Here is a 23810-nt window from a genome sequence, read left to right as displayed (position 1 = left end):
TCACTCATAACGTAACGCCTCCGCCGGCTGGGTGCGCGCGGCACGCCAGGCGGGATACAGGGTGGCGAGGAAACTCAGGACCAACGCAGCGGCGCAGACCATGACGACGTCCTGGCTCTGGACCTGCGAAGGAAGATAATCAATGAAATACACGTCAGCATTAAGGAACTTGTGGCCGATCAGCCCTTCAAGCGCCGAAATGGCCGCACTGACATTCAGTGCCGCGAGGATCCCGACCACCGCGCCGATGGCCGTGCCGACCACGCCGATCACCGTGCCCTGAACCATGAACGTGCGCATGATCGTGCCCGGAGTGGCGCCGAGGGTGCGCAGAATGGCGATGTCGCCCTTCTTGTCGTTCACCACCATCACCAGCGTGGAAATGATGTTGAACGCGGCGACGGCGACGATCAGCAGCAACAGCAGCCCGATCATGGCTTTTTCCATGCGGATCGCTTGATACAGGTTGCCGTGGGTACGGGTCCAGTCGCGGGCGTAGTAACGATCTTCGCCGAGCTGCTGGGCAATGTTCCACGCCTCGCGCGGGGCCTGGAACAGGTCGTCGAACTTCAGTCGCAGGCCCTGCACCTGATCGGCTTTCCAGCGGTGCATTTTCGCCAGATCCTGCAGATTGGTCACGCCGAGGTAGCCGTCGAGCTCACCGGCGCCGACATGGAAAATGCCGACCACGGTGAAGCGCTTCATGCGGGGGAACATCCCGGCCGGGGTCACGCTGACCTCCGGCGCGACGAAGGTGACCTTGTCACCGATGCCGACGCCGAGCTTGGTCGCCGCCTTGTCGCCGATGACGATGCCGAAGCTGCCGGGAGTCAGGTCGTCGAGTTTGCCCTGCTTCATGAAGTTGTCGATGATCGACACATTGCGCTCGAGCGCAGGATCAATGGCATTGAGCAACACCTTGGAAACCTGACCGTTGTTGGTCAGCAGGCCCTGCATCTGGGTGAACGGCGCCACCGCCGTCACCTGCCGGTTCTGCTTGACCCTGTCGGCCAGGCTCTGCCAGTCATTGATCGGCTCGCCGGTCTCGAGAGTGGCGTGGGGCACCATGCCCAGCACGCGGGTGCGCATCTCATGATCGAAGCCGTTCATCACCGACAGCACGACGATCATCACGACCACGCCAAGGGCGAGCCCGATCATCGAAGTCAGGGAAATGAATGACACAAAATGATTGCGACGCTTTGCACGGGTATAACGCGTGCCGATAAATACGAAGAGAGGTCTGAACATGTCGGGGCTTGTTCGGAGGGAAAAGGAACGTCCTTGTGGCGGGGGTCGAAAACCAGCTTTACACTCAGACCACCGCCGCTACCATGGGTTCGCCATGTCGACATTAGATGAAGAAGATCGCCGCGAATACTACCGTATCGAGGACACGATCGCACTGGAAATTCGGCCCCTGTCCGCTCCCGAAGCCGCAGGCCAGGAAGTGTTGCAGGATGCTTCCCCACTCTTCAACCTGCTCAGCGAACTGCACCTGAGCGAATTCGAGTCGCAGCACCTGTTGCGGCAGATCAGCGAGCGCGACCGCGCCATCGCCGCGTTCCTCAAATCGCAGAACAAACGCATCGACCTGCTCAGCCAGGTCATCGCCCTGACCGTGCTCGGCCACATCGGCGAGCCGCAGCCGGTGATCATCTCCGAGGGCGGGATCGACTTTCAGTACCCGACCCCGATTGCCACCGGCGCACACCTGTCGGTGAAACTGGTACTGATGCCGCAGGCGCTTGGCCTGCTGCTGCGTGCCCGGGTCACCCATTGCGATCCCAAGGGCGATGGCTATGACGTCGGCACCGAGTTCGAGCGCCCGACCGATGCCCAGCGCCAATTGCTCGCGCGCTACATCTTGCAGAAGCAGGCTCAGGAACGCCGTCTGGCCCGCGAACAGAACGAATCTGGCATTTAACTTAAGGAAGCACCGTGACCCTCATCTACGGCCACCGCGGCGCCAAGGGCGAAGCACCGGAAAACACCCTGAGCAGCTTTCAGGAATGCCTCAAGCACGGCGTGCGCCGCTGCGAACTGGATCTGCACCTGTCCAAGGACGGCGAGCTGATGGTCATCCATGACCCGACCCTCAAGCGCACCACCGACCGTCGCGGCAAAGTCGTCGAGCACACCGCTGCCGAACTGGTCACCTACGACGCGCGCAAGGGCGGCCCGGGCTGGATCAAGCCGTGCCCGATTCCGACGCTGGAAGAGCTGTTCGAGCAATGTGATTTCGAGCACTGGCAGCTGGAAGTCAAAAGCGCTTCACGCACCCGCGCGGCGACTACCGTGCTGGCGATTCGGGAAATGGCTCAGCGCCACGGCCTGCTCGACAAGGTGACGATCACCTCGAGTTCGCGGGAAGTCTTGAAGGCAGCGCTGGATCTGGTACCGGACGTATCCCGTGGCCTGGTGGCCGAATATGCCTGGCTCGATCCGTTGAAGGTGGCGGCCAGCTACGGCTGCGAGATTCTCGCCTTGAACTGGACGCTGTGTACGCCGGAACGCCTGCAGAAGGCGCAGCGTCAGGGCCTGCATGTGTCGGTGTGGACCGTCAACGAGCCTGCACTGATGCGCAGACTCGCCGACTTCGGCGTTGACAGCCTGATTACAGACTTTCCCGGTTTGGCCACTGCCACCCTTGAGAATTGCTGAAATCGGTCTCCCCGGCCGGCTCAGGCCACCGGCCGGAGCCCGTCAAAAAAGCCGGTTGAGGCCGTCGTACGCCGCTACCCGATAGGCTTCGGCCATGGTCGGGTAGTTGAACGTGGTGTTGACGAAATACTTCAGGGTGTTCAGCTCGCCCGGCTGGTTCATGATCGCCTGACCGATGTGCACGATCTCCGACGCCTGATAACCGAAGCAGTGCACGCCGAGCACTTCCAGCGTTTCGCGGTGGAAGAGGATCTTCAGCATGCCCTGCGGCTCGCCGGCAATCTGCGCCCGCGCCATGCTCTTGAAGAAGGCCTTGCCGACTTCGTACGGCACTTTCGCCTGGGTCAATTCCTGCTCGTTCTTGCCGATCGAGCTGATCTCCGGAATGGTGTAGATGCCGGTCGGCACGTCATTGACGAAGCGCCAGCTGCCGTTGTCGACGATGCTGCCAGCGGCCGAACGACCCTGGTCGTGGGCGGCACTGGCCAGGCTTGGCCAGCCGATCACGTCACCGGCGCCGTAGATGTTCTCTATGCAGGTGCGGTAGTTCTGGTCGACTTCGATCTGGCCACGGCTGTTGACCTTGACCCCGATGTTTTCCAGACCCAGCGTGTCGGTGTTGCCGGTACGGCCGTTGCACCAGAGCAAGGCGTCGGCCTTGATCTTCTTGCCGGATTTAAGATGCAGGATTACGCCGTTGTCCACGCCTTCGACGCGGTCGTACTCTTCGTTGTGACGCACGGTGATGTTGTTGTTGCTGAAGTGGTAGCTCAGCGCCTGGGAAATTTCCGAGTCGAGGAAGCTCAGCAACTGGCCACGGTTGTCGACCAGTTCGACCAGCACACCCAGACCACTGAAGATCGATGCGTATTCGCAGCCGATCACACCAGCGCCGTAAACGATCAGTTTGCGCGGGGTGTGACCGAGGCTGAGGATGGTGTCGCTATCGTAGATGCGCGGGTGGTGGAAATCGATGTCCGCCGGGCGATACGGGCGCGAACCGGTGGCGATGATGATGTGCTTGGCCACCAGCTTCTCGACCACGCCGTTGCCGCAGACCACTTCGATGGTTTGCTCGTCGGCGAAGCTGCCGGTACCGAAGAACACGTCGACGCGGTTACGGGCGTAGTAGCCGGTGCGCGATGCGACTTGTTTGGAAATGACTTTTTCGGCGCTTTTCAACACGTCCGGGAAGGAGAACCAGCGTGGCTCGCCGATCGCGCGGAACATCGGGTTGGTGTTGAACTGCATGATCTGCCGCACCGAGTGACGCAGTGCCTTGGACGGGATGGTGCCGAGGTGGGTGCAGTTGCCGCCGACCTGACGACGGCTGTCGACCATCGCGACCTTGCGCCCCGCTTTGGCGGCGTTCATTGCCGCGCCTTCTCCCGCCGGGCCGGAACCCAGTACCACCACGTCGTAGTTGTAGACAGCCATGCGTACTCCTCAGAACAGGCCGCGGTGCCAGCAGCACCGGCGGCTAAATCACGCCGAACGGCGGCGCGAAGGAACAATTGGGGGCCAGTGAAGAACCCGGACACAGTCTATAGAAGCGTCAACGCCGCGCACATTAACCCTTGGTCGCGTCGTAGGCTACTTTTGCCTGCACTACAACGCCAGCTTTCGTCTTGTCTTCGGTCAGTTTTTTTCACCGACAAGCTGCGCAAATGCCTGACTGCTGCGGGTGACGAAACCTGTATCGGCACGCAAGACAAAGAATGCAGCAATGGCATGTTTTTGGGCATAGTCCCGCGCCCTTTCCGGCCCGAGAATCAGCAACAGCGTCGATAGTCCATCGGCCATCAACGCTGAAGGATGAATCACCGTGACTGACGCCAGGTCGTGTAGGACCGGTCGCCCGCTGCGTGCATCGAAGGTGTGGGAATAACGCCGACCGTCCTGCAGAAAATAATGGCGGTAGTCACCGGAGGTGGACACACCGTAGCCATCGACATCGATAATCCGCTCGGCCACTTGCTGGTCATCGCGAGGCTCTTCGAGAGCGATGCGCCACGCTGAACCATCCGGTTTCTTGCCGCGGGCTTTGAGTTCGCCCGTGGCTTCGACCAGATAATTGTCGATGCCCATGCCCTGCAATCTGGCGGCGATGGCATCCACTGCGTAACCGGCGGCAATACTGTTGAAGTCGACTTCGACGGCGGCGTCCTTGCACAACCGTTCGCCGTCGATGCGCAGATGCTGATGGCCGACCCGCTGCATGACCTCGGCCACAGCGGCCGCATCAGGGATCTTTTCCTCGCGTCCTTGCGGGCCGAATCCCCAGAGGTCCAGCAGCGGTTCCACGGTCAGGTCGTAGGAGCCTTCGCTTTGCGTTGAAAGCTGTTCGCCGATGCGGACCAATTCGAGCACCGCTGCCGGCATGGCTTGGCAGCTATCGGCGGGCAAGGCGTTGAAACGTTCGATGGCGGAGTCACTTCGGTAAGTCGACAGCTGTTGATCGACTTCACCGAGGATGGCCTGCACTTCGCCGCGCACCATTGAAGGATCGGCGACCCCGGCGTGGCGTACGTATTTGACCGACCAGGTGCTGCCCATGGTCGAACCGCCAACCTGTTCCAGGGAATCGCCGCTGCCGCAGCCGCCGATTGCCACCGCCAACACCACAGGCCCCCACCAGCGTCCAGTTAACAATTCTTCATCTCCCCGCAAAACCACGGCGGCCATTATGAACTACAAGCGCCCGCTCGCTTCCCCATGGCTGCAACGCCTTTATACAAAATTGAACAGTGAGTACCTCCCATGTCCTCCACCACGGGCAAAGGCAAAGCGATCTTTCGCGTTGTCAGCGGCAACTTCCTCGAAATGTTCGACTTCATGGTCTACGGCTTCTATGCCACGGCCATCGCCAAAACCTTCTTCCCCACCGACAGCGCCTTCGCTTCGCTGATGCTGTCGCTGGCGACCTTCGGCGCCGGCTTCCTGATGCGCCCGCTCGGGGCCATTTTCCTCGGCGCCTATATCGACCGACACGGACGGCGCAAAGGACTGATCATCACCTTGGCGATGATGGCCGCCGGTACGGTGCTGATTGCCTGCGTGCCCGGTTACGCGACGCTCGGCGTCGCCGCACCGCTACTGGTGTTGTTCGGCCGCCTGCTGCAAGGCTTCTCAGCGGGCGTGGAACTGGGCGGTGTGTCGGTGTATCTGGCGGAAATTTCAACGCCGGGGCGCAAAGGCTTCTTCGTCAGTTGGCAGTCGGCCAGCCAACAGGCAGCCGTGGTGTTCGCCGGCCTGCTCGGCGTTGGCCTCAACCACTGGCTGAGTCCGGAGCAAATGGGCGAATGGGGCTGGCGTGTGCCGTTCCTGATCGGCTGCATGATCGTGCCGGTGATTTTCTTCATCCGTCGCTCGCTGGAAGAAACTCCGGAATTCCAGGCGCGCACCCACCGCCCTACCCTCGGCGAAATCGTCCGCTCGATCGGCCAGAACTTCGGCGTCGTCATTGCCGGCATGGCGCTGGTGGTGATGACCACGGTGTCGTTCTACCTGATCACTGCGTACACGCCGACGTTCGGCAAGGCCGAGCTGCATCTGTCGGACCTCGACGCCTTGCTGGTGACGGTGTGCATCGGCTTGTCGAACTTCTTCTGGCTACTGGTGATGGGCGCGCTGTCCGACAGGATCGGCCGAAAACCCCTACTGCTGGCGGCGACGATTCTGGCGATCCTCACGGCGTATCCGGCGCTGTCGTGGCTAGTGGCGAACCCGAGCTTCAGCCATTTGCTGATTGTCGAACTGTGGCTGTCGTTCCTTTATGGCTCGTACAACGGCGCAATGGTGGTGGCACTGACCGAGATCATGCCGGTGGAAGTGCGCACGACCGGTTTCTCGCTGGCGTACAGCCTGGCGACGGCGACGTTCGGCGGCTTTACCCCGGCGGCGTGTACCTATCTGATTCATGTGCTGGACAACAAGGCAGCACCGGGGATCTGGCTCAGCGGCGCGGCGGTGTTGGGGTTGATTGCGACGTTGGTATTGTTCCGTGGCAACCGGCATGAGTTGCGCACGGCGCAGGCTTCGGTAGCCAGCTGCGCCTGACAGAATGCTTTCGCGAGCAGGCTCGCTCCCACAGAAGATTGTGAACGACACTGATCCAGTGTGGGAGCGAGCCTGCTCGCGAAGAGGCCGGCAAGGACACCGAAGATCCAACAGGCCCATAAACAAAAACGCCCCGACAAAATGCCGGGGCGTTTTCATTCAAGCCTGAGGCTTAGCGCGGGAACGCTGGCGGATTCACATCAGCCATGTCTTCCATTACGCGAACCACCTGGCAGCTGTAGCCGAACTCGTTGTCGTACCAGACGTACAGAACGACGCGGTTGTCCTGCACGATGGTCGCTTCAGCATCGACCACACCGGCGTGACGCGAGCCGACGAAGTCGGTCGACACCACTTCCTGCGAATTGACGAAGTCGATCTGCTTGTGCAGCTCGGAGTGCAGCGCCATGTAGCGCAGGTACTCGTTCATCTCTTCACGGGTGGCGGCTTTCTCAAGGTTGAGGTTGAGAATGGCCATCGACACGTTCGGCGTCGGAACGCGGATCGCGTTACCGGTCAGCTTGCCGGCCAGCTCAGGCAGAGCCTTGGCAGCAGCGGTGGCGGCGCCGGTCTCGGTGATCACCATGTTCAGTGCGGCGCTGCGGCCACGGCGATCGCCCTTGTGGAAGTTGTCGATCAGGTTCTGGTCGTTGGTGTACGAGTGAACCGTTTCGACGTGACCGTTGATGATGCCGAACTTGTCGTTGACCGCTTTGAGCACCGGCACGATGGCGTTGGTGGTGCAGGACGCAGCCGAGACGATCTTGTCGTCAGCGGTGATTTCACCGTGGTTGATGCCGTGAACGATGTTCTTCAGCTTGCCCTTGCCAGGCGCGGTCAGAACAACGCGGTCGATGCCCGGGCAGGCCAGGTGCTGACCCAGGCCATCGGCGTCACGCCATACACCGGTGTTGTCCACCAGCAGCGCGTCTTTGATGCCGTACTGGGTGTAATCCACCTCGGTCGGGTTCTTAGCGTAGATCACCTGGATCAGGTTACCGTTGGCGGTGATGGTGTTGTTTTCTTCGTCGATGGTAATGGTGCCGTTGAACGAACCGTGTACCGAATCGCGACGCAGCAGGCTGGCGCGTTTGGTCAGGTCGTTCTCGGCGCCTTTGCGCACGACGATGGCGCGCAGACGCAGGCCGTCGCCACCACCGGTTTTCTCGATCAGGATGCGCGCCAGCAGACGGCCGATACGACCGAAGCCGTAAAGAACAACGTCGGTGCCTTTGCGGGCCGAGGCGTTCTGCTGGCCAACCACGTCAGCCATCTCTTCACGCACGAACTGCTCGGCGCTGCGGCCGTTGCCTTCATTGCGGAATTTGAACGCCAGCTTGCCCAGATCCACCGACGCCGCGCCGAGCTTGAGCTCGCTCATGGCCTTGAGCAGTGGGAATGTTTCGTGGACGGAGAGTTCGCTGTCGTCCGAAGAACGGTGGCGAGCAAAGCGGTGAGCTTTGAGAATCGCGATGACAGACTGGTTGATCAGGCTGCGGCCATAGATCGAGCTAACCACGTTGTTATTGCGGTAGAGCTGACCGATAAGCGGGATCATCGCTTCTGCGAGTGCTTCACGGTCGATCCATTCACCAAGACACTGGTCGGGCTTCTGAGTCACGGTAACCTTCCACATGTAGGGGCAGAAAAAAGGGGCTACATTATGCCGCCGACCAGCCCTTTCAGCAATGCGCGCTTGTCGCGCAATCGGTAACAAATTCCCGTTCAAAAAATTTACGCCTTTCTCCAGCCCAATAAAACCGGGGCTTTCAGCGCAGTCAATTTTTCGACGACTGTTAGACGATGTCTGTAACCCTCCGTAACACCACCCGGTTTCGGCACTACATAACCATGAAAAAAGTGCTCGTTTTTATGGTTACCACTACATTTCGTCCAAACCATGAAGATAGACGCAGTCTGCAACTGACAGGCGGCACCGGAGGCCGCTACAATTACCGACTTTGTCGCAACGCCTGGAGCTCAACCTTCCGTGCCTGTTCTGCGTCTACCGTTACTCCCTGCCGAAGCAGGTAAACAGCACTGGGGCAATCTGCCCGGTGCCGCCCTCAGCCTGGCGATTGCCGAGGCTGCCAGCGCTGCCAAGCGCTTTACCCTGCTGCTGACCGCCGACAGCCAAAGCGCCGAACGGCTGGAACAGGAGCTGAGTTTCTTCGCCCCGGATTTGCCCGTACTGCATTTCCCCGACTGGGAAACCCTGCCCTACGACCTGTTCTCGCCGCACCAGGACATCATCTCCCAGCGCATCGCCAGCCTGTATCGCTTGCCGGAACTGGCCCACGGCGTGCTGGTGGTTCCGATCACTACCGCTTTGCATCGCTTGGCGCCGACCAAATTCCTCCTCGGCAGCAGCCTGGTGCTGGACATCGGCCAGAAGCTCGACGTCGAACAGATGCGCGCGCGGCTCGAAGCCAGCGGCTATCGCTATGTCGACACGGTGTACGAGCACGGCGAGTTCACCGTACGCGGCGCGCTGATCGACCTGTTCCCGATGGGAAGCAAACTGCCCTATCGCATCGATCTGTTCGACGACGAAATCGAAACCCTGCGCACCTTCGATCCGGAAACCCAGCGTTCGATCGACAAGGTCGAGTCGGTCAAGCTGCTGCCGGCCCGCGAGTTTCCGTTGCAGAAAGATGCAGTCACCCGCTTCAAGGCGCGTTTCCGTGAGCGCTTTGACGTCGATTTTCGCCGCTGCCCGATCTTTCAGGATTTGAGCAGCGGTATCACCCCGGCCGGTATCGAGTACTACCTGCCGCTGTTCTTCGACGAAACCTCGACGTTGTTCGACTACCTGCCCCAGGACACTCAGGTGTTCTCGCTGCCGGGCATCGAGCAGGCGGCGGAAAACTTCTGGAACGACGTGCGCAATCGTTACGAAGAACGCCGCATCGATCCTTCGCGTCCTTTATTGCCACCGGCCGAATTGTTCCTGCCGGTAGAAGATTGCTTCGCGCGCCTGAAGAATTGGCCGCGAGTCGTCGCCAGTCAGCAGGACGTCGAAACCGGCGTCGGCCGTGAACGCTTCCCGGCGCACGCGCTGCCGGATCTGGCCATCGAAGCCAAAGCCACGCAGCCACTGGCGGCGCTGGCCGGCTTCCTCGAAGAATTCCCCGGTCGCGTGCTGTTCACCGCTGAATCGGCGGGTCGTCGCGAAGTCCTGCTGGAACTGCTGGAACGACTGAAGCTGCGGCCGAAAACCGTCGACAGCTGGCCGGACTTCGTTGCCAGCAAGGATCGTCTGGCGATCACCATCGCCCCGCTCGACGAAGGTCTGCTGCTCGACGACCCGGCGCTGGCGCTGGTGGCGGAAAGTCCGCTGTTCGGCCAACGGGTCATGCAACGTCGCCGCCGCGAGAAGCGCAGCGACGTCAGCAACGATGCGGTGATCAAGAACCTCACCGAACTGCGCGAAGGCGCGCCGGTGGTGCATATCGATCACGGCGTCGGCCGCTACCTGGGCCTGACGATCCTGGAAATCGACAATCAGGCCGCCGAATTCCTCACCCTCGAATACGCCGAGAACGCCAAGCTTTACGTGCCGGTGGCCAACCTGCACCTGATCGCGCGTTACACCGGCAGCGACGATTCGCTCGCGCCGCTGCACCGCCTCGGTTCGGAAACCTGGCAGAAAGCCAAGCGCAAGGCCGCCGAGCAGGTGCGTGACGTCGCCGCCGAATTGCTCGACATTTATGCCCGTCGCGCCGCCCGCGAAGGTTATGCCTTCGCCGATCCGAAGGCCGATTACGCCACCTTCAGCGCCGGTTTCCCGTTCGAAGAAACACCCGATCAGCAAGCGACCATCGAGGCGGTACGCGAAGACATGCTCGCGCCGAAACCGATGGATCGTCTGGTCTGCGGCGACGTTGGCTTCGGCAAGACCGAAGTGGCCATGCGCGCAGCGTTCATCGCCGTGCACGGCGGGCGGCAGGTGGCGATTCTGGTACCGACCACCCTGCTCGCCCAGCAGCACTACAACAGTTTCCGCGACCGCTTCGCCGACTGGCCGGTGACCGTGGAAGTGATGAGTCGCTTCAAATCGGCCAAGGAAGTCAACGCGGCGATCGCCGATCTGGCGGAAGGCAAGATCGACATCGTCATCGGCACGCACAAGCTGCTGTCCGATGATGTGAAGATCAAAAACCTCGGGCTGGTGATCATCGACGAAGAACACCGTTTTGGCGTACGCCAGAAAGAACAGCTCAAGGCCCTGCGCAGCGAAGTCGACATTCTGACCCTGACCGCGACGCCGATTCCGCGCACGCTGAACATGGCGGTGTCGGGCATGCGCGATCTGTCGATCATCGCCACGCCGCCAGCGCGACGCCTGTCGGTGCGCACCTTCGTCATGGAACAGAACAAGAGCACGGTCAAAGAGGCCCTGCTGCGTGAACTGCTGCGTGGCGGTCAGGTTTACTACCTGCACAACGATGTGAAGACCATCGAGAAATGCGCCGCCGACCTCGCCGAACTGGTGCCGGAAGCGCGCATCGGTATCGGCCACGGGCAGATGCGCGAACGTGAACTCGAACAGGTGATGAGCGACTTCTACCACAAGCGCTTCAACGTGCTGATCGCCTCGACCATCATCGAGACCGGCATCGACGTGCCGAGCGCCAACACCATCATCATCGAACGCGCCGACAAGTTCGGCCTGGCCCAGCTGCACCAGTTGCGTGGTCGTGTCGGCCGCAGTCACCACCAGGCTTACGCCTACCTGCTGACACCGCCGCGCCAGCAGATCACTTCCGACGCGGAAAAGCGTCTGGAAGCGATCGCCAATACCCAGGACCTCGGCGCCGGTTTCGTGCTGGCCACCAACGACCTGGAAATCCGTGGCGCCGGCGAACTGCTCGGCGATGGTCAGAGCGGGCAGATTCAGGCCGTCGGTTTCACCCTGTACATGGAAATGCTCGAGCGCGCAGTGAAGTCGATCCGCAAGGGCGAGCAGCCGAACCTCGATCAACCGCTGGGCGGCGGCCCGGAAGTCAATCTGCGGGTGCCGGCGCTGATTCCGGAAGATTATCTGCCGGATGTGCATGCGCGGTTGATTCTGTATAAACGCATCGCCTCGGCCACCGACGAGGAAGGCCTCAAGGACCTGCAGGTGGAGATGATCGACCGCTTCGGCCTATTGCCGGAACCGACCAAGAACCTGGTGCGGATCACCGCTTTGAAATTGCAGGCGGAAAAGCTTGGCATCAAGAAAGTCGACGGCGGGCCGCAAGGCGGGCGCATCGAGTTTGAAGCGCAGACACCGGTTGACCCGATGACCCTGATCAAGCTGATCCAGACGCAGCCCAAGCGCTACAAGTTCGAAGGCGCGACGATGTTCAAATTCCAGGTGCCGATGGAGCGCCCGGAAGAACGTTTCAATACTGTCGAGGCGCTGTTTGAGCGTCTCATCCCGAAATCCGCTTGAAGGACGCCCGATGCGCCTGTTCCGCTCTCTGACTTTGTTGCTTGCACTTGCAGCACCGACGGCGTTTGCCGATGACACGTATCAGGTCGAAATGATCCTGGTGCGCCAGAATGCCGTCCCGGCCATCGTCAGCCGCGCCGCCCCGGAAGACTGGGCCGCAGGCGCCCAGCGTCTGGGCAGCGACAGCCAGCGCACCCCAGCGCTGAATGATGTAGTGAACAAACTCACCGCCAGCGGCGAGTACACCGTGCTGATGCACAAAGCCTGGCAGCAGAGCCTCGGCGAAGCGCCGGCGAAAGTCGCAGTGAGCGAAGGTCAGGAGCAGTTCGGCCAGTTCCCGATCGAGGGCACGCTGGAAATGAAACTCGGCCGCTTCACCGACGTGACCGCCGATTTCTGGGTCAATCAGATCGACGCCAATGGCCTGGTCACCGCCAGTGAGCGCCTGCGTCAGGACAGCCACACCAAGAACGGCCAGCTCAATTACCTCGACAACGGCCACCTGGCCCTGCTGATCAAGATCACTTCCCTGACCGCGCCAGCGCCTCGCGAAGCGCCTGAAGTCGTGCCGGACTGATCGAAGTCCTTATGCCGCCGCCCCTGAGCAAACCGCTGGCCCCGTCGTGGGTCAGCCGATTCAAAGAACAGAGTCTGGAGCGCGGCCGCCGCTACGCTTTGGAGAATCGAGTGCGCATCGCCCAGGTCGGCGATGCGACCATCACCGCCAGTTGCGAAGGCTCCGGCGGCAGTGTTTACCGGCAAACCATCCATCTGCGCGAATCAGCCAAAGCGACGCTGCTGCTGGTCGACGCCACCTGCACCTGCCCGGTGCGCAGCAACTGCAAACACTGCGCGGCGGTGCTGCTGAAAATCCAGGAAACCCTCGACTACCCCGCCGCCGCTAAAGATGCCGAGCTGCTGGAGAAGCTCCAGGCCGTGCTGGAAAACCGCAGCCCGAAAGCGCCGCCGCAAGTGTTGGTGGACAACGTGCAACCGGTGCCGCGCCTGTGGCTGGCGAGCGTCGAGTTCAGCGCCTTCGAGCCGCGCAACGGCAAGATGCAGCGCTACATTCAGCACCGCGCGGCGCTGTCGTTCAGCTATCTGGACGAATACGTCAGCGGGCAAAAACACAGCGATATCCTGATCCGTCAGGAAGCCCAGACCCTGCGGATAAAACGCCACCCGGACGTCGAACAGTCCTACCGCGAACAGTTACGCATCCTCGGTTTCCGCATCGCCACCCGGCAGAGCAAAGCGCTGCCGGAAAGCGCCGGCGAACTCTACGAGATGGTCAACGACAGCGCCTGGCTGACCTTCACCCTGAATGACTTGCCGAAGTTGCGCAGCCAGGGCTGGGAGTTGCAGATCGATGAGGAATTCGGCTTCGACCTGACCGCCGTCGACGACTGGTACGCCACCGTCGAACAGGCGCCGGAGCGCGACTGGTTCGATCTGGAACTGGGCATCATCGTCAACGGCGAGCGCCTGAGCCTGCTGCCGATCCTGCTGAATCTGATGCGCTCGCACACCGAGATCCTCAACCCGGAACGCCTCGCCCGCCGTCGCGATGACGAGCTGATTCTGGTGAACATTCCGCAACGCACCAGCGAGCATGGGCCGTTGCAAGTGGCGCTGCCGCTCGGTCGCTTGAAGCCGGTATTGATGACGCTGGGCGAGTTCTATTTGCAGGAGCCGGGCGAAACCACCCTGCGCCTGAGCAAGGCTGACGCCACCCGGCTCAATTCGCTGGAAGGCCTGCCGCTGTTGTGGGAAGGCGGCGAACAGATGCGCACCTTCGCCCAGCGGCTGCGCGACATCCGCGATTTCACGGCCGAAGCGCCGCAAGGTCTGAATGCAACGCTGCGCCCGTATCAGCTCGAAGGTTTGAGCTGGATGCAATCGCTGCGGCAACTGGAGGTCGGCGGGATTCTTGCGGATGACATGGGCTTGGGCAAAACCCTACAGACCTTGGCGCATATTCTCAGCGAGAAGAACGCCGGACGCCTCGATCGTCCGTGCATGGTGGTGATGCCGACCAGCCTGATTCCGAACTGGCTCGACGAGGCGGCGCACTTCACCCCGCAACTGAAAGTCCTCGCACTGTACGGCGCGACGCGAAAAAAGCACTTCGACAATCTGGCCGACTTCGACCTGATCCTCACCACTTACGCCCTATTGCCCAAGGACCTCGAGCGCCTGGCCAAACAGCCGTTGCACGTGCTGGTGCTGGACGAAGCGCAATACATCAAGAACCCCAACAGCAAAGCCGCTCAAGCCGCGCGCGAGCTGAACGCGCGCCAGCGCCTGTGCCTCAGCGGCACGCCGCTGGAAAACCACTTGGGCGAGCTGTGGTCGCTGTTCCACTTCCTGCTACCGGGCTGGCTTGGCGACGTGAAAAGCTTCAATGCCGATTACCGCGTGCCGATCGAAAAGCGCGGCAGTGAAGTCAGACTGCAGCACCTCAACGGTCGGATAAAACCGTTTCTGCTGCGCCGCACCAAAGAGCAGGTCGCCACGGAGCTGCCGCCGAAAACCGAAATCATTCATTGGGTCGAACTCAACGAAGCGCAGCGCGACGTGTACGAGACCATGCGCTTGGCGATGGACAAGAAAGTCCGTGACGAGATCACTCGCAAAGGCGTGGCACGCAGCCAGATCATCATTCTCGAAGCATTGCTCAAGCTGCGCCAGGTCTGCTGCGATCTGCGCCTGGTCAACGACGCCACCCTGCCCGCGCGCGGCAGCACTTCGGGCAAGCTCGACAGCCTGATGGAAATGCTTGAAGAATTGTTCGAGGAAGGTCGGCGGATTCTGCTGTTCTCGCAATTCACTTCGATGCTGACATTGATCGAAGAGGAATTGAAAAAACGCAAGATCGCTTACGCGCTCCTTACTGGCCAGACCCGTGACCGGCGTACACCGGTGAAGGAATTCCAGAGCGGCACGCGTCAGATTTTTCTGATCAGCCTGAAGGCTGGCGGTGTCGGTTTGAACCTGACCGAAGCCGATACGGTGATTCACTACGACCCGTGGTGGAACCCGGCGACCGAGAATCAGGCGACGGACCGGGCCTATCGAATCGGCCAGGAGAAACCGGTGTTCGTCTACAAGATGATTGCCCGGGGCACAGTGGAAGAGAAGATTCAGCACCTGCAGAAGGAAAAGTCTGACCTGGCAGCGGGCGTGCTCGATGGGCGCAAGGCCGGGGACTGGAAGTTGCAGAGCGATGATATTGAAGCGCTGTTTGCGCCGTTGCCGGACAAGATCGACAAGCGTTGAAAGTGGCGTCGCTGGTTAGATAGCTTTTCGCGAGCAGGCTCGCTCCCACACGATCCAGATTCACTGAAGATCAAATGTGGGAGCGAGCCTGCTCGCGAATGGCCACACCGCGATTCAAACCCTTCAACCTCTGGAAACCGGCAACGGCGCAAACAGCGCCTCGATATCACTCTGCTCCAGTTTGAATCCGCCCGTCGTGCCACCCTCAAGCACCGCCCCGGCCAGCGCCGCTTTCTCCTGCTGCAACGCCTGGATCTTCTCTTCGACGGTGCCTTTGGCAATCAACTTGTAGACGAACACCGGATTGTTCTGCCCGATGCGATACGCCCGATCAGTCGCCTGATTCTCCACCGCCGGGTTCCACCACGGATCGAAGTGAATCACCGTGTCCGCCGCCGTCAGGTTCAGACCAGTGCCCCCGGCCTTGAGGCTGATCAGGAACAACGGCACCTTGCCGCCCTGGAAATCCCTCACCGGCGTGCGCCGGTCGGTGGTGTCGCCGGTCAGCAACGAGTAGGCAAGACCGCGCTGCTGCAACTCCTGCTCGATCAGCGCCAGCATCGAGGTGAACTGCGAGAACAGCAGAATGCGCCGACCTTCGCCGAGCAGTTCTTCGAGCATCTCCATCAGGCTGATCAGCTTGCCGCTGCCCGAGCGCAACGCCTTCGCCGTGAGCGGCATATTGACCAGGCGCAGATCGCAGCAGACCTGGCGCAGCTTGAGCAGCGCATCGAGGATGATGATCTGACTGCGCGCCACGCCGCTGCGGGCGATTTCGTCGCGGACCTTTTTGTCCATCGCCACACGCACCGTCTCATAGACGTCGCGCTGACCATCGCTGAGTTCGACCCAGTGGATGATCTCGGTTTTCGGCGGCAACTCTGTGGCGACCTGATCCTTCTTGCGCCGCAGCAAAAACGGCTTGATGCGCGCGGTCAGGTGCTGCATGCGCTGGACATTGCCGTGTTTCTCGATCGGTGTGCGGTAATCGCGGTTAAAGGATTTGCTGTCGCCGAGCCAGCCGGGCATGAGGAAATGGAACTGTGACCACAGCTCACCGAGGTGGTTTTCCAGCGGCGTACCGCTCAGACACAAGCGCTGACGGGCCTGCAAGTCACGCGCGGCCTGGGCGGCTTTGCTCAGCGGGTTCTTGATGTTCTGCGCTTCGTCGAGAATCAGCACGCTCCACGACTGCGGCTGCAAGATTTCCAGATCCCTGGGCAACAATGCGTAAGTGGTCAGCACCAAGTCGTATTCGCCCAGATTGGCAAAGTCCTTTTGCCGCCCGGTGCCGTGCAGCGCCAGGACTTTCAACTGCGGCGTGAAGCGCTCGGCTTCGTCGAGCCAGTTGGGAATCAGGCTGGTCGGCATCACCGCCAGTGCCGGACAGTCCAGACGCCCGGCGTGTTTTTCCGTGAGCAGATGCGCCAGGGTCTGTAGGGTTTTACCCAAGCCCATGTCATCGCCCAGAATGCCGCCGACCTCCAGCTCGCGCAGGGTCTGCATCCAGTTCAGGCCTTCGAGCTGATACGGACGCAGCTGCGCGTTGAGGCCGGCCGGCGCAGCAACCTGGGCGTGGCTGGAATTCTGCAGACGCTTGGCAAAAGTGCGCAGACGTTCGCCGCCCTGCCAATCCAGCGGCACGCCATCGAGCATACTCAGACGCGCGGCGTCTGGAGCGGTCAAGCGCAGCGCATCACCCTGATGGCCGCCCAGGTACAACTCGCCCAGCGTCGCCATCAGCGGTTTGACCCGACTCAGCGGCAACGCGACTTTGGCGCCCGCCGGTTCGCCAAAACCGCTGGGCTTGAGCTCGATCAGGAGTTTTTCATCATCGCTGCGCTGCGCCAGATTGACCGGGTCGAGCAAGCGCGGCTGGGTCCGCAACAGGTGCAGAAGGATCGGCAGCAAGCTGTAACGTTCGCCGTTGACGACGATACCCAACTGCAGATCAAACCACTGATGCGTGGCCTCTTCTTCGACCTCGGCGTACCACTGTTCAACCGGTTGTACATCGAAATGGAAACCGGGACTGATCTCGATTTTCCAATCTGCGGCGCGCAGCGTGGCCAGCCCTTCGTGCATGAACCCGAGCCAGGCGGAATCATCCGGCAAGGTAAACATCTCGCCGGGACGATCCATGGCGCTCTTGCGCGTGGCTTTCTTGAAGCCATGTTTTTGCAGGTTCTGGCGCAGCTTCTTTTCCAGCGCCGGTTGACGCTGAATGCGCTGGGTTTCGCTGCCGTTGAGGATCATCACTTCCGGGTTGCGATCCACCGCCGGATGACCGTTGTAGGTAAACAGCAGAGCGGCGCGGTGCTCCAGCACATATTCCCAGCGCGAGCGTTCTCGGCCGCTGACCAGGGTCAGTTGCGGCTGCGGCAGCACGTCATCGATGATCCGTTCGGTGAGCTTGTGTGGTGGCGCAATTTGGGTCGCCGCGCTCATGCGATGGCTGAACTGCATGGCCTGACGCGCCGGAATGTCTGGCGCCAGGGTCAAATGGCAGGCGAGTTTTTCTTCCAGCTCAGTGAACAGCGGGCCAACCTGGCGCTGCTCACGATCAAGGTAATAAAGCGGCTCCAGCGCCAGCACGGTTTCCTGCGCGGCTTCGGCACTGCTCCATTGCGCGCGGAATCCGCCGTCAGCCTGCTCGGCCCAAGAGAACTGACCGACGCGTTTCGCCCCCGGTGTCAGCGCTCGCAGGTCTTCGAAGTCGAGGAACAGCCGCGAGGTGCGCAGGAGCATTTCCAGCAGTTCGGCGCCACTGCTGCCTTCCAGCGGATAGCCGCTGTAATAGGCGTGATGGGAATGCATGGCGACCAACAGCCGGGCGATGCGCAGATCCAGCTCGGACAGGTAGCCGGGCTGGCGCATGAGCATTTCCGCGAGCGAGTACATCGGTTTGACCTCGCGTAACTCGCCGCTCTTGAGCTGGTAGACCTTGAAAATATCCAGCAGCCACTTGCCGTTCGCAGACGTCGGTTTGAGCTTGTAAAACAGACGCGTACCTGCGGTTTGCGCACTTTCTTCAGCAGGCTTGGCCGGCACGGGAATTGTCGAAAGCCAATGCTCGAGCGCTCGCCCCAACGGGATCTGTGCATCATTGTCAGACGCATCCTCACCCGTGCCCAGCAGGTGATAGATCACCGCCGCGCTGTGCTTGCAGTCCAGTGCAACCGGACAGCTGCACAGGCATCGCAAGCTAACCGATCCCAACCGATCTTCTGACAGGTAAATGGTTTGCTCATACGCCTGAAGTTGCGAACCGACGCAGAACGCCTCGATCTTCCTGTCATCGATCTCGAGGATCTCGACCCGGTCATCGGCGGCATAAGCCCGGGCCTTGGCCAACGCCTTGCTACTGAATGCGTGGGTCCATGTCAGCCCTTTGAGCCGCTCGATGAAAATGCTCATGGACAGTCCTTAGCTGGCCAGCACTCGGGCCAACGTTGATTTCACCTTGCCCATGCCATCGTGCAGAGCCTGCTCGATTTCGGCCATGGTGATGACTTCGGTGGTCTTGCCGGCTGCAGGATTCACCACCAGCGCCAGACAGGCGTAATCCAGATCCAGCTCACGGGCCAGCGCCGCTTCCGGCATGCCGGTCATGCCGACGATGTCGCAGCCGTCACGCTCCAGTCGCACGATCTCGGCGACCGTTTCCAGACGCGGTCCCTGTGTGCAGGCGTACACGCCTTGATCGCTGAATTCGCAGCCTTCGGCGGCGACTGCTGCAATCAATTGCTGACGCAACGGCTCGCTGTAGGGAAAGCTGAAATCGATGTGGGTGACGTGTTCCAGATCATCGGCGAAATAGGTGTGCTCGCGCCCACTGGTGTAGTCGACGATCTGGTGCGGCACGCAGAAATGCCCGGTGCCCATGGCCGGATGAATCCCGCCCACCGCATTGACGGCAATGATCGCTTCGGCACCGGCCTGCTTCAACGCCCACAGGTTGGCGCGGTAGTTGACCTTGTGCGGCGGGAAACGATGCGGGTGACCGTGACGGGCGAGGAACAGCACTTCCTTGCCGGCGTATTCACCAATCTGCACCTCGGCCGAAGGCGCGCCGTACGGGGTGTCGACTGCCAGCGACTGGCGAATGCTCAGGCCTTCGAGCTGAGTCAGGCCAGTGCCACCGATGATTGCGTAAACGGTCATAACGAAAAATCCTTAATCGATCAGTTGAGCGTCTTTGAGCGCGCCGAGGGCGGTGAGCCAACGCGGGTTCTGACGATAATCGGTGCTGGCGAAGGCCTGCCCGCGCATCTTCGCGATGCGCGCGGAAGGCTTGACCTTCATACGCTGGGCGGCACTCAACGCCAGCTCGGCTGCCGCGCGGTCGTTGCACACCAGACCCATGTCGCAACCGGCACTCAGCGCGGCTTCGATGCGGCTGGCAGCGTCGCCGACCACGTGGGCGCCGGCCATCGACAGATCATCGCTGAAGATCACGCCATCGAACTGCAACTCGCCGCGCAGGATCTCCTGCAGCCAGCGTCGGGAGAAACCGGCGGGCTGCGAGTCGACTTGCGGATAGATGACGTGGGCCGGCATGACGGCGGCCAACTGCTTGCTCAAACGGGCGAAGGGCACCAGATCATTGGCGCGGATTTCGTCGAGGCTACGCTCGTCGTTCGGAATCGCTACGTGGGAGTCGGCTTCGGCCCAGCCGTGGCCCGGGAAATGTTTGCCGGTGGCGGCCATGCCGGCGCTGTTCATGCCGCGAATGAATGCACCGGCGAGCAAGGCTGCGCGCTCGGGATCGCCTTCGAATGAACGGGTACCGACCACAGCGCTGCGCTGATAGTCCAGGTCCAATACAGGGGCGAAACTCAGGTCGAGCCCGACCGCCAACACTTCGGTGGCCATGATCCAGCCGCATTGCTCGGCGAGATACTCTGCATTCGGGTTATCGGCGATGGCGCGCATCGCTGGCAGACGGACGAAACCCTGACGCAGACGCTGCACGCGCCCGCCCTCTTGATCCACCGCCAGCAGCAGATCCGGGCGAATCGCGCGGATCGCGGCGCTGAGTTCGCGTACCTGGCGTGGATGCTCGATGTTGCGGGCGAAAATGATCAGGCCGCCCACTTCGGGCTGACGCAACAATTGGCGATCTTCGGCCGTCAGCCAGGTACCGGCGACGTCCACCATCAACGAGCCTTGCAGGCCAGCAGTCATAGATATTCCTTGAAAACGAAAAACCCGATCTGCTTGCATTCGCTACCGTGGACATTGCCCGGACGGTCAGCAGAATTCATGCACATCGGGTTCAGTACGAGAGTCGGCATGGCCGGCTAGCTTAGCGGATACCAGCTGCCGCGCCCACCCGTGCGCGGTCAAACCTTGGCGGCGACCGGCATGGATTTGCTGCGCGGACGCAATTGCGCGCTGGCCATGGCTGTATCGGTGACGCCGGTTTCGGCGCGCATGCCGGCAGCGAGGAACGGCACCATCAGGCGCATCACTTGTTCGATGGAAGTATTGACGCCGAAATCGGTCTCGGCAATCGCGCGCAAGGCCTTGATCCCGGACATGCTGAACGCAGCGGCGCCAAGCATGAAGTGCACGCGCCAGAACAGCTCGATCGGCGGAATGCGTGGCGCCGCTTCATTGACCAGCAGCATGTAGCGGCGAAACACCTTGCCGTACATGTCTTCCAGATAACGTCGCAAGTGGCCCTGACTTTGACTGAACGCGAGGCCGAGCAAGCGCATGAAGATCGACAGGTCATTACCGCTGCGAGGCTGCACGACGAGCGCTTGCTCGACGAGAATTTCCAGCAATTCTTCGAGGGTCGGCTTGTTCTCAGGCTTGGCCTGACGGCGCTCCAGCTCTTTATCGAGGCTCACGCAGAACGGACCGAGGAAGCGCGAGAACACAGCTTGAATCAACGCCTTTTTCGAGCCGAAGTGATAATTCACCGCAGCCAGATTGACGCCAGCCTTGCTGGTGATCAAACGCAATGAGGTTTCAGCGAATCCTTTCTCCGCGAACAACTGCTCGGCAGCATCAAGAATGCGTTCAACGGTTTCCGACTGGGCCATGGCTACTCCGCCTGACAAACACTTGTTTGAAACATACGTTTCAGCCTGTGCCTTGTCAAGCCTGCCGGTTCGTTTTGGGAATGGTCGGTCAGCTATTTAACCACACAAGGCGCCAGCATTAATAAGTGCCCTGCGCGACCGCTCGGCGGGCGGCAAAAAAACGCCCATTGCCAAGCCCGCTTCACTGTATATAATCCCAGTCACTGTATAAAAAGACAGAGCGATCAATATGCTAAAGCTGACGCCACGCCAAGCCGAGATTCTGGCCTTTATTAAACGTTGCCTCGAAGACAACGGCTATCCGCCCACCCGTGCGGAAATCGCTCAGGAACTGGGTTTCAAATCGCCAAATGCGGCGGAAGAACATCTCAAGGCTCTCGCCCGCAAGGGCGCGATCGAGATGACCCCGGGCGCTTCCCGCGGCATCCGTATTCCCGGCTTCGAGGCCAAGGCCGACGATTCCACCCTGCCGATCATTGGCCGAGTGGCTGCCGGCGCGCCGATCCTCGCCCAGCAGCACATCGAAGAATCCTGCAACATCAACCCGACCTTCTTCCATCCTCGCGCCGACTACCTGTTGCGTGTGCACGGCATGAGCATGAAGGACATCGGTATCTTCGACGGCGACTTGCTGGCGGTTCACACTACTCGCGAAGCGCGTAACGGTCAGGTTGTGGTTGCCCGCATCGGCGACGAAGTGACGGTCAAACGCTTCAAGCGTGAAGGCAGCAAAGTCTGGCTGATCGCTGAAAATCCCGAGTTCGCTCCTATCGAAGTCGACCTGAAAGATCAGGAACTGGTGATCGAAGGCTTGAGTGTCGGCGTCATTCGCCGCTAAAGGAGGCTCCATGCAGTTCCCACACACACCTCAGCAAACACAACTGCCTTTGTTTGAAGCGTTTCTGGCGCAGCCGATAGCGCCGATCCTCAAAGACGTGGTCGAGCGTGACTGGAATGCCAAACCTGACGCCTTCAGTGAGCTGTCACTGCGCGGTGCGGCCGGGAACTGCCTGAACCTGCTCGCCCCGATCCTGCGTGAGCTCAGCGAGGATCAGGATGCTCGCTGGCTGACGCTAATCGCCCCACCCGCCAGCCTGACGCAAACCTGGCTGCGCGATGCCGGCCTGAACCGCGAACGCATCCTGCTGCTGCAACCGCGTGGCACGCAGAGCGCTCAGCAACTGGCGTGCGAAGCGTTGCGACTGGGTCGCAGCCACACCGTGGTGACATGGCTAAACCCGTTGAATGCCAATTCGCGGCAACAACTGATCAGCGCCGCGCGTACGGGCGAAGCGCAGAGCCTGAACATTCGTTTGGGTTGATTGATGGTAATGCGCGCTGTGTGAAGCGCAGGGCTTCTCCAAGGACAGAGAAGCCGATCTGAAGCGCAAGCGACCGAGCAAAGGCCAAAGCGTGAATCAATGAAGAACCCGCGGCCCCTCTTCCTTATCAAACTCGCCTTCAACCATACGACCCGCCATCTGCACGCCAACGCTCAACATCGCTTTGGCGATTTCAACGTGCTGGCCCTGCAGGAACGCTTTGGCATCCTCGGAGAAATCCAGCGTCACCAGAGAACCTTCGTCCTCAGCCCTGCGCAGTTCGATTCGGCCGTCTGGTAACTCGACAATTTCTAGAAAGGACGTTGGCATATAGGTCTGTTCTCCACGAAAGGCAGCGATTATATAGACATCATTCGAGCTTCGCTCAGGATCTTGACCAGCAGCATGTTTCAGATTGCCACTGCGCCAAACTACCTCAGCACTCGTTCAAGCCTTCCCGGAAACGCAGGGCCAGGCCCTTGAGGTTCTGCCGCCAGCTCTCCAGCTCATCTCGACTGAGCTCTTCTGGCGTCTCTTCTTCATCAAGATTAATCGCTTGGATCAGCGGTTGTGTCACGTCGCCTTTCGGCTTGCGTGGCGCCCTCGGTGGCTGAAACAGCGCTGCGTGCGCCGCCAGCAGTTTCGCCAGCCAGGTTTCCGGATTACCGGCCAGCTCGACCATTTCCGCCAGCTCCGGGATCGCTATCGATTCCAGCACTTCGCGCCTCAGCAACTCCTCTGCCCTCGGCGAATTGGCCTGCGGCAGACGATAAAAGCCAGCGATCTCATGACACAAGCCCAGCAGTGCGCCGTAGAGGTGAAACAACGCCGACTCACGCCCGGCCTGGATCAGCGCCAGAGAATTCATCGCCCGCCCTTCTTCAGCACGAGCCAGAGCTTCGAGTGACAGCCCAGCGAAATAGATCTTCTGGTTGGTGCGGGTATAGAGTTCGTGGGCCATGACGGCAGCCTCCACAACGAAATAATTGCTTC

The 23810-nt window shown here is 60.8% G+C and carries 18 protein-coding genes; 8 read left to right on the top strand and 10 right to left on the bottom strand.

What is annotated here, in order from left to right; all coding sequences use genetic code 11:
• A complete protein-coding gene (locus tag D8U60_RS03270) occupies positions 1 to 1251 on the bottom strand; it encodes a lipoprotein-releasing ABC transporter permease subunit (RefSeq protein ID WP_122603753.1) in 1251 nt (416 codons plus the stop codon).
• A gap of 94 nt (positions 1252 to 1345) precedes the next feature.
• Between D8U60_RS03270 and D8U60_RS03265 the strand changes: the two genes are divergently transcribed.
• Positions 1346 to 1927, top strand: a complete 582-nt coding sequence (locus tag D8U60_RS03265) for a PilZ domain-containing protein (RefSeq protein WP_016775478.1) — start codon at positions 1346 to 1348, stop codon at positions 1925 to 1927.
• Positions 1928 to 1941: 14 nt separating this feature from the next.
• Positions 1942 to 2664, top strand: coding sequence for a glycerophosphodiester phosphodiesterase family protein (locus tag D8U60_RS03260; RefSeq protein ID WP_008087738.1), 723 nt, complete (start codon positions 1942 to 1944; stop codon positions 2662 to 2664).
• Between the two features lie 42 nt (positions 2665 to 2706).
• Here D8U60_RS03260 and sthA read toward each other — a convergent pair whose 3' ends face one another.
• Both sthA and D8U60_RS03250 read right to left on the bottom strand, forming a co-directional pair.
• Positions 2707 to 4101 (bottom strand): Si-specific NAD(P)(+) transhydrogenase, encoded by a 1395-nt coding sequence (gene sthA / locus D8U60_RS03255; protein WP_039760770.1) that lies wholly within the window; start codon positions 4099 to 4101, stop codon positions 2707 to 2709.
• Between the two features lie 201 nt (positions 4102 to 4302).
• The gene (locus tag D8U60_RS03250; protein ID WP_130899454.1) at positions 4303 to 5349 is read right to left on the bottom strand and encodes an FAD:protein FMN transferase; all 1047 of its coding nucleotides are present in this window, start codon (positions 5347 to 5349) and stop codon (positions 4303 to 4305) included.
• Between the two features lie 75 nt (positions 5350 to 5424).
• On the opposite strand from D8U60_RS03250, the gene D8U60_RS03245 reads away from it, so the two are divergent.
• Positions 5425 to 6723, top strand: coding sequence for an MFS transporter (locus D8U60_RS03245; protein WP_130899453.1), 1299 nt, complete (start codon positions 5425 to 5427; stop codon positions 6721 to 6723).
• 172 nt (positions 6724 to 6895) lie between these two features.
• Here D8U60_RS03245 and D8U60_RS03240 read toward each other — a convergent pair whose 3' ends face one another.
• Positions 6896 to 8359 carry a glyceraldehyde-3-phosphate dehydrogenase gene (locus D8U60_RS03240; protein WP_016775482.1) on the bottom strand — a complete coding sequence of 488 codons (1464 nt, stop codon included), beginning with the start codon at positions 8357 to 8359 and terminating at the stop codon, positions 6896 to 6898.
• Positions 8360 to 8713: 354 nt separating this feature from the next.
• On the opposite strand from D8U60_RS03240, the gene mfd reads away from it, so the two are divergent.
• From mfd to D8U60_RS03225, 3 genes are read left to right on the top strand one after another with little or no spacing between them, the layout of a single operon-like run.
• On the top strand, positions 8714 to 12163 hold the full coding sequence (gene mfd, locus D8U60_RS03235; protein ID WP_071173054.1) for a transcription-repair coupling factor: 3450 nt from the start codon (positions 8714 to 8716) through the stop codon (positions 12161 to 12163).
• A 10-nt stretch (positions 12164 to 12173) separates the two neighbouring features.
• Positions 12174 to 12740 (top strand): CsiV family protein, encoded by a 567-nt coding sequence (locus D8U60_RS03230; protein ID WP_056791507.1) that lies wholly within the window; start codon positions 12174 to 12176, stop codon positions 12738 to 12740.
• Between the two features lie 11 nt (positions 12741 to 12751).
• Positions 12752 to 15442: a DEAD/DEAH box helicase gene (locus tag D8U60_RS03225; protein ID WP_041477338.1), complete on the top strand. Its 2691-nt coding sequence runs from the start codon at positions 12752 to 12754 to the stop codon at positions 15440 to 15442.
• Positions 15443 to 15565: 123 nt separating this feature from the next.
• Here the strand turns inward: D8U60_RS03225 and D8U60_RS03220 are convergent, their stop codons facing one another.
• The 4 genes from D8U60_RS03220 to D8U60_RS03205 all read right to left on the bottom strand — a co-directional run bounded on the left by D8U60_RS03220 (position 15566) and on the right by D8U60_RS03205 (position 21495).
• Positions 15566 to 18859 (bottom strand): DEAD/DEAH box helicase, encoded by a 3294-nt coding sequence (locus D8U60_RS03220; RefSeq protein WP_130899452.1) that lies wholly within the window; start codon positions 18857 to 18859, stop codon positions 15566 to 15568.
• Positions 18860 to 18868: 9 nt separating this feature from the next.
• Entirely contained in the window at positions 18869 to 19606 is a 738-nt protein-coding gene (locus tag D8U60_RS03215) for an S-methyl-5'-thioinosine phosphorylase (RefSeq protein WP_071173058.1), read from the bottom strand.
• Between the two features lie 12 nt (positions 19607 to 19618).
• Positions 19619 to 20617 carry a beta-N-acetylhexosaminidase gene (nagZ, locus tag D8U60_RS03210; RefSeq protein WP_177435435.1) on the bottom strand — a complete coding sequence of 333 codons (999 nt, stop codon included), beginning with the start codon at positions 20615 to 20617 and terminating at the stop codon, positions 19619 to 19621.
• Positions 20618 to 20787: 170 nt separating this feature from the next.
• Positions 20788 to 21495: a TetR/AcrR family transcriptional regulator gene (locus D8U60_RS03205; RefSeq protein WP_016775489.1), complete on the bottom strand. Its 708-nt coding sequence runs from the start codon at positions 21493 to 21495 to the stop codon at positions 20788 to 20790.
• Between the two features lie 229 nt (positions 21496 to 21724).
• Between D8U60_RS03205 and lexA the strand changes: the two genes are divergently transcribed.
• Together lexA and sulA are read left to right on the top strand one after the other, a co-directional pair.
• The gene (gene lexA / locus D8U60_RS03200; protein WP_016775490.1) at positions 21725 to 22333 is read left to right on the top strand and encodes a transcriptional repressor LexA; all 609 of its coding nucleotides are present in this window, start codon (positions 21725 to 21727) and stop codon (positions 22331 to 22333) included.
• 10 nt (positions 22334 to 22343) lie between these two features.
• Complete coding sequence (sulA, locus tag D8U60_RS03195; RefSeq protein ID WP_041477346.1) at positions 22344 to 22817, top strand: SOS-induced cell division inhibitor SulA; 474 nt, start codon at positions 22344 to 22346, stop codon at positions 22815 to 22817.
• A gap of 96 nt (positions 22818 to 22913) precedes the next feature.
• Here the strand turns inward: sulA and D8U60_RS03190 are convergent, their stop codons facing one another.
• Positions 22914 to 23147, bottom strand: a complete 234-nt coding sequence (locus D8U60_RS03190; protein ID WP_003226592.1) for a hypothetical protein — start codon at positions 23145 to 23147, stop codon at positions 22914 to 22916.
• Between the two features lie 106 nt (positions 23148 to 23253).
• Positions 23254 to 23778 carry a DUF6586 family protein gene (locus tag D8U60_RS03185; protein ID WP_122752134.1) on the bottom strand — a complete coding sequence of 175 codons (525 nt, stop codon included), beginning with the start codon at positions 23776 to 23778 and terminating at the stop codon, positions 23254 to 23256.
• Positions 23779 to 23810 lie beyond the last annotated feature (32 nt).

It is taken from the genome of Pseudomonas sp. Sample_11, from assembly GCF_004307505.1.
In the GTDB taxonomy this organism is placed as follows: Bacteria; Pseudomonadota; Gammaproteobacteria; order Pseudomonadales; family Pseudomonadaceae; genus Aquipseudomonas; species Aquipseudomonas atacamensis.
This window is presented reverse-complemented; position numbering and strand designations above follow the sequence as displayed.

What these genes read in the sequence shown, in the direction of transcription:
- D8U60_RS03270 (WP_122603753.1), bottom strand. Translation starts at nt 1,251, where the DNA reads ATGTTCAGACCTCTCTTCGTATTTATCGGCACGCGTTATACCCGTGCA.
- D8U60_RS03265 (WP_016775478.1), top strand. Translation starts at nt 1,346, where the DNA reads ATGTCGACATTAGATGAAGAAGATCGCCGCGAATACTACCGTATCGAG.
- sthA (WP_039760770.1), bottom strand. Translation starts at nt 4,101, where the DNA reads ATGGCTGTCTACAACTACGACGTGGTGGTACTGGGTTCCGGCCCGGCG.
- D8U60_RS03250 (WP_130899454.1), bottom strand. Translation starts at nt 5,349, where the DNA reads ATGGCCGCCGTGGTTTTGCGGGGAGATGAAGAATTGTTAACTGGACGC.
- D8U60_RS03245 (WP_130899453.1), top strand. Translation starts at nt 5,425, where the DNA reads ATGTCCTCCACCACGGGCAAAGGCAAAGCGATCTTTCGCGTTGTCAGC.
- D8U60_RS03240 (WP_016775482.1), bottom strand. Translation starts at nt 8,359, where the DNA reads ATGTGGAAGGTTACCGTGACTCAGAAGCCCGACCAGTGTCTTGGTGAA.
- D8U60_RS03230 (WP_056791507.1), top strand. Translation starts at nt 12,174, where the DNA reads ATGCGCCTGTTCCGCTCTCTGACTTTGTTGCTTGCACTTGCAGCACCG.
- D8U60_RS03225 (WP_041477338.1), top strand. Translation starts at nt 12,752, where the DNA reads ATGCCGCCGCCCCTGAGCAAACCGCTGGCCCCGTCGTGGGTCAGCCGA.
- D8U60_RS03220 (WP_130899452.1), bottom strand. Translation starts at nt 18,859, where the DNA reads ATGAGCATTTTCATCGAGCGGCTCAAAGGGCTGACATGGACCCACGCA.
- D8U60_RS03215 (WP_071173058.1), bottom strand. Translation starts at nt 19,606, where the DNA reads ATGACCGTTTACGCAATCATCGGTGGCACTGGCCTGACTCAGCTCGAA.
- D8U60_RS03205 (WP_016775489.1), bottom strand. Translation starts at nt 21,495, where the DNA reads ATGGCCCAGTCGGAAACCGTTGAACGCATTCTTGATGCTGCCGAGCAG.
- lexA (WP_016775490.1), top strand. Translation starts at nt 21,725, where the DNA reads ATGCTAAAGCTGACGCCACGCCAAGCCGAGATTCTGGCCTTTATTAAA.
- sulA (WP_041477346.1), top strand. Translation starts at nt 22,344, where the DNA reads ATGCAGTTCCCACACACACCTCAGCAAACACAACTGCCTTTGTTTGAA.
- D8U60_RS03190 (WP_003226592.1), bottom strand. Translation starts at nt 23,147, where the DNA reads ATGCCAACGTCCTTTCTAGAAATTGTCGAGTTACCAGACGGCCGAATC.
- D8U60_RS03185 (WP_122752134.1), bottom strand. Translation starts at nt 23,778, where the DNA reads ATGGCCCACGAACTCTATACCCGCACCAACCAGAAGATCTATTTCGCT.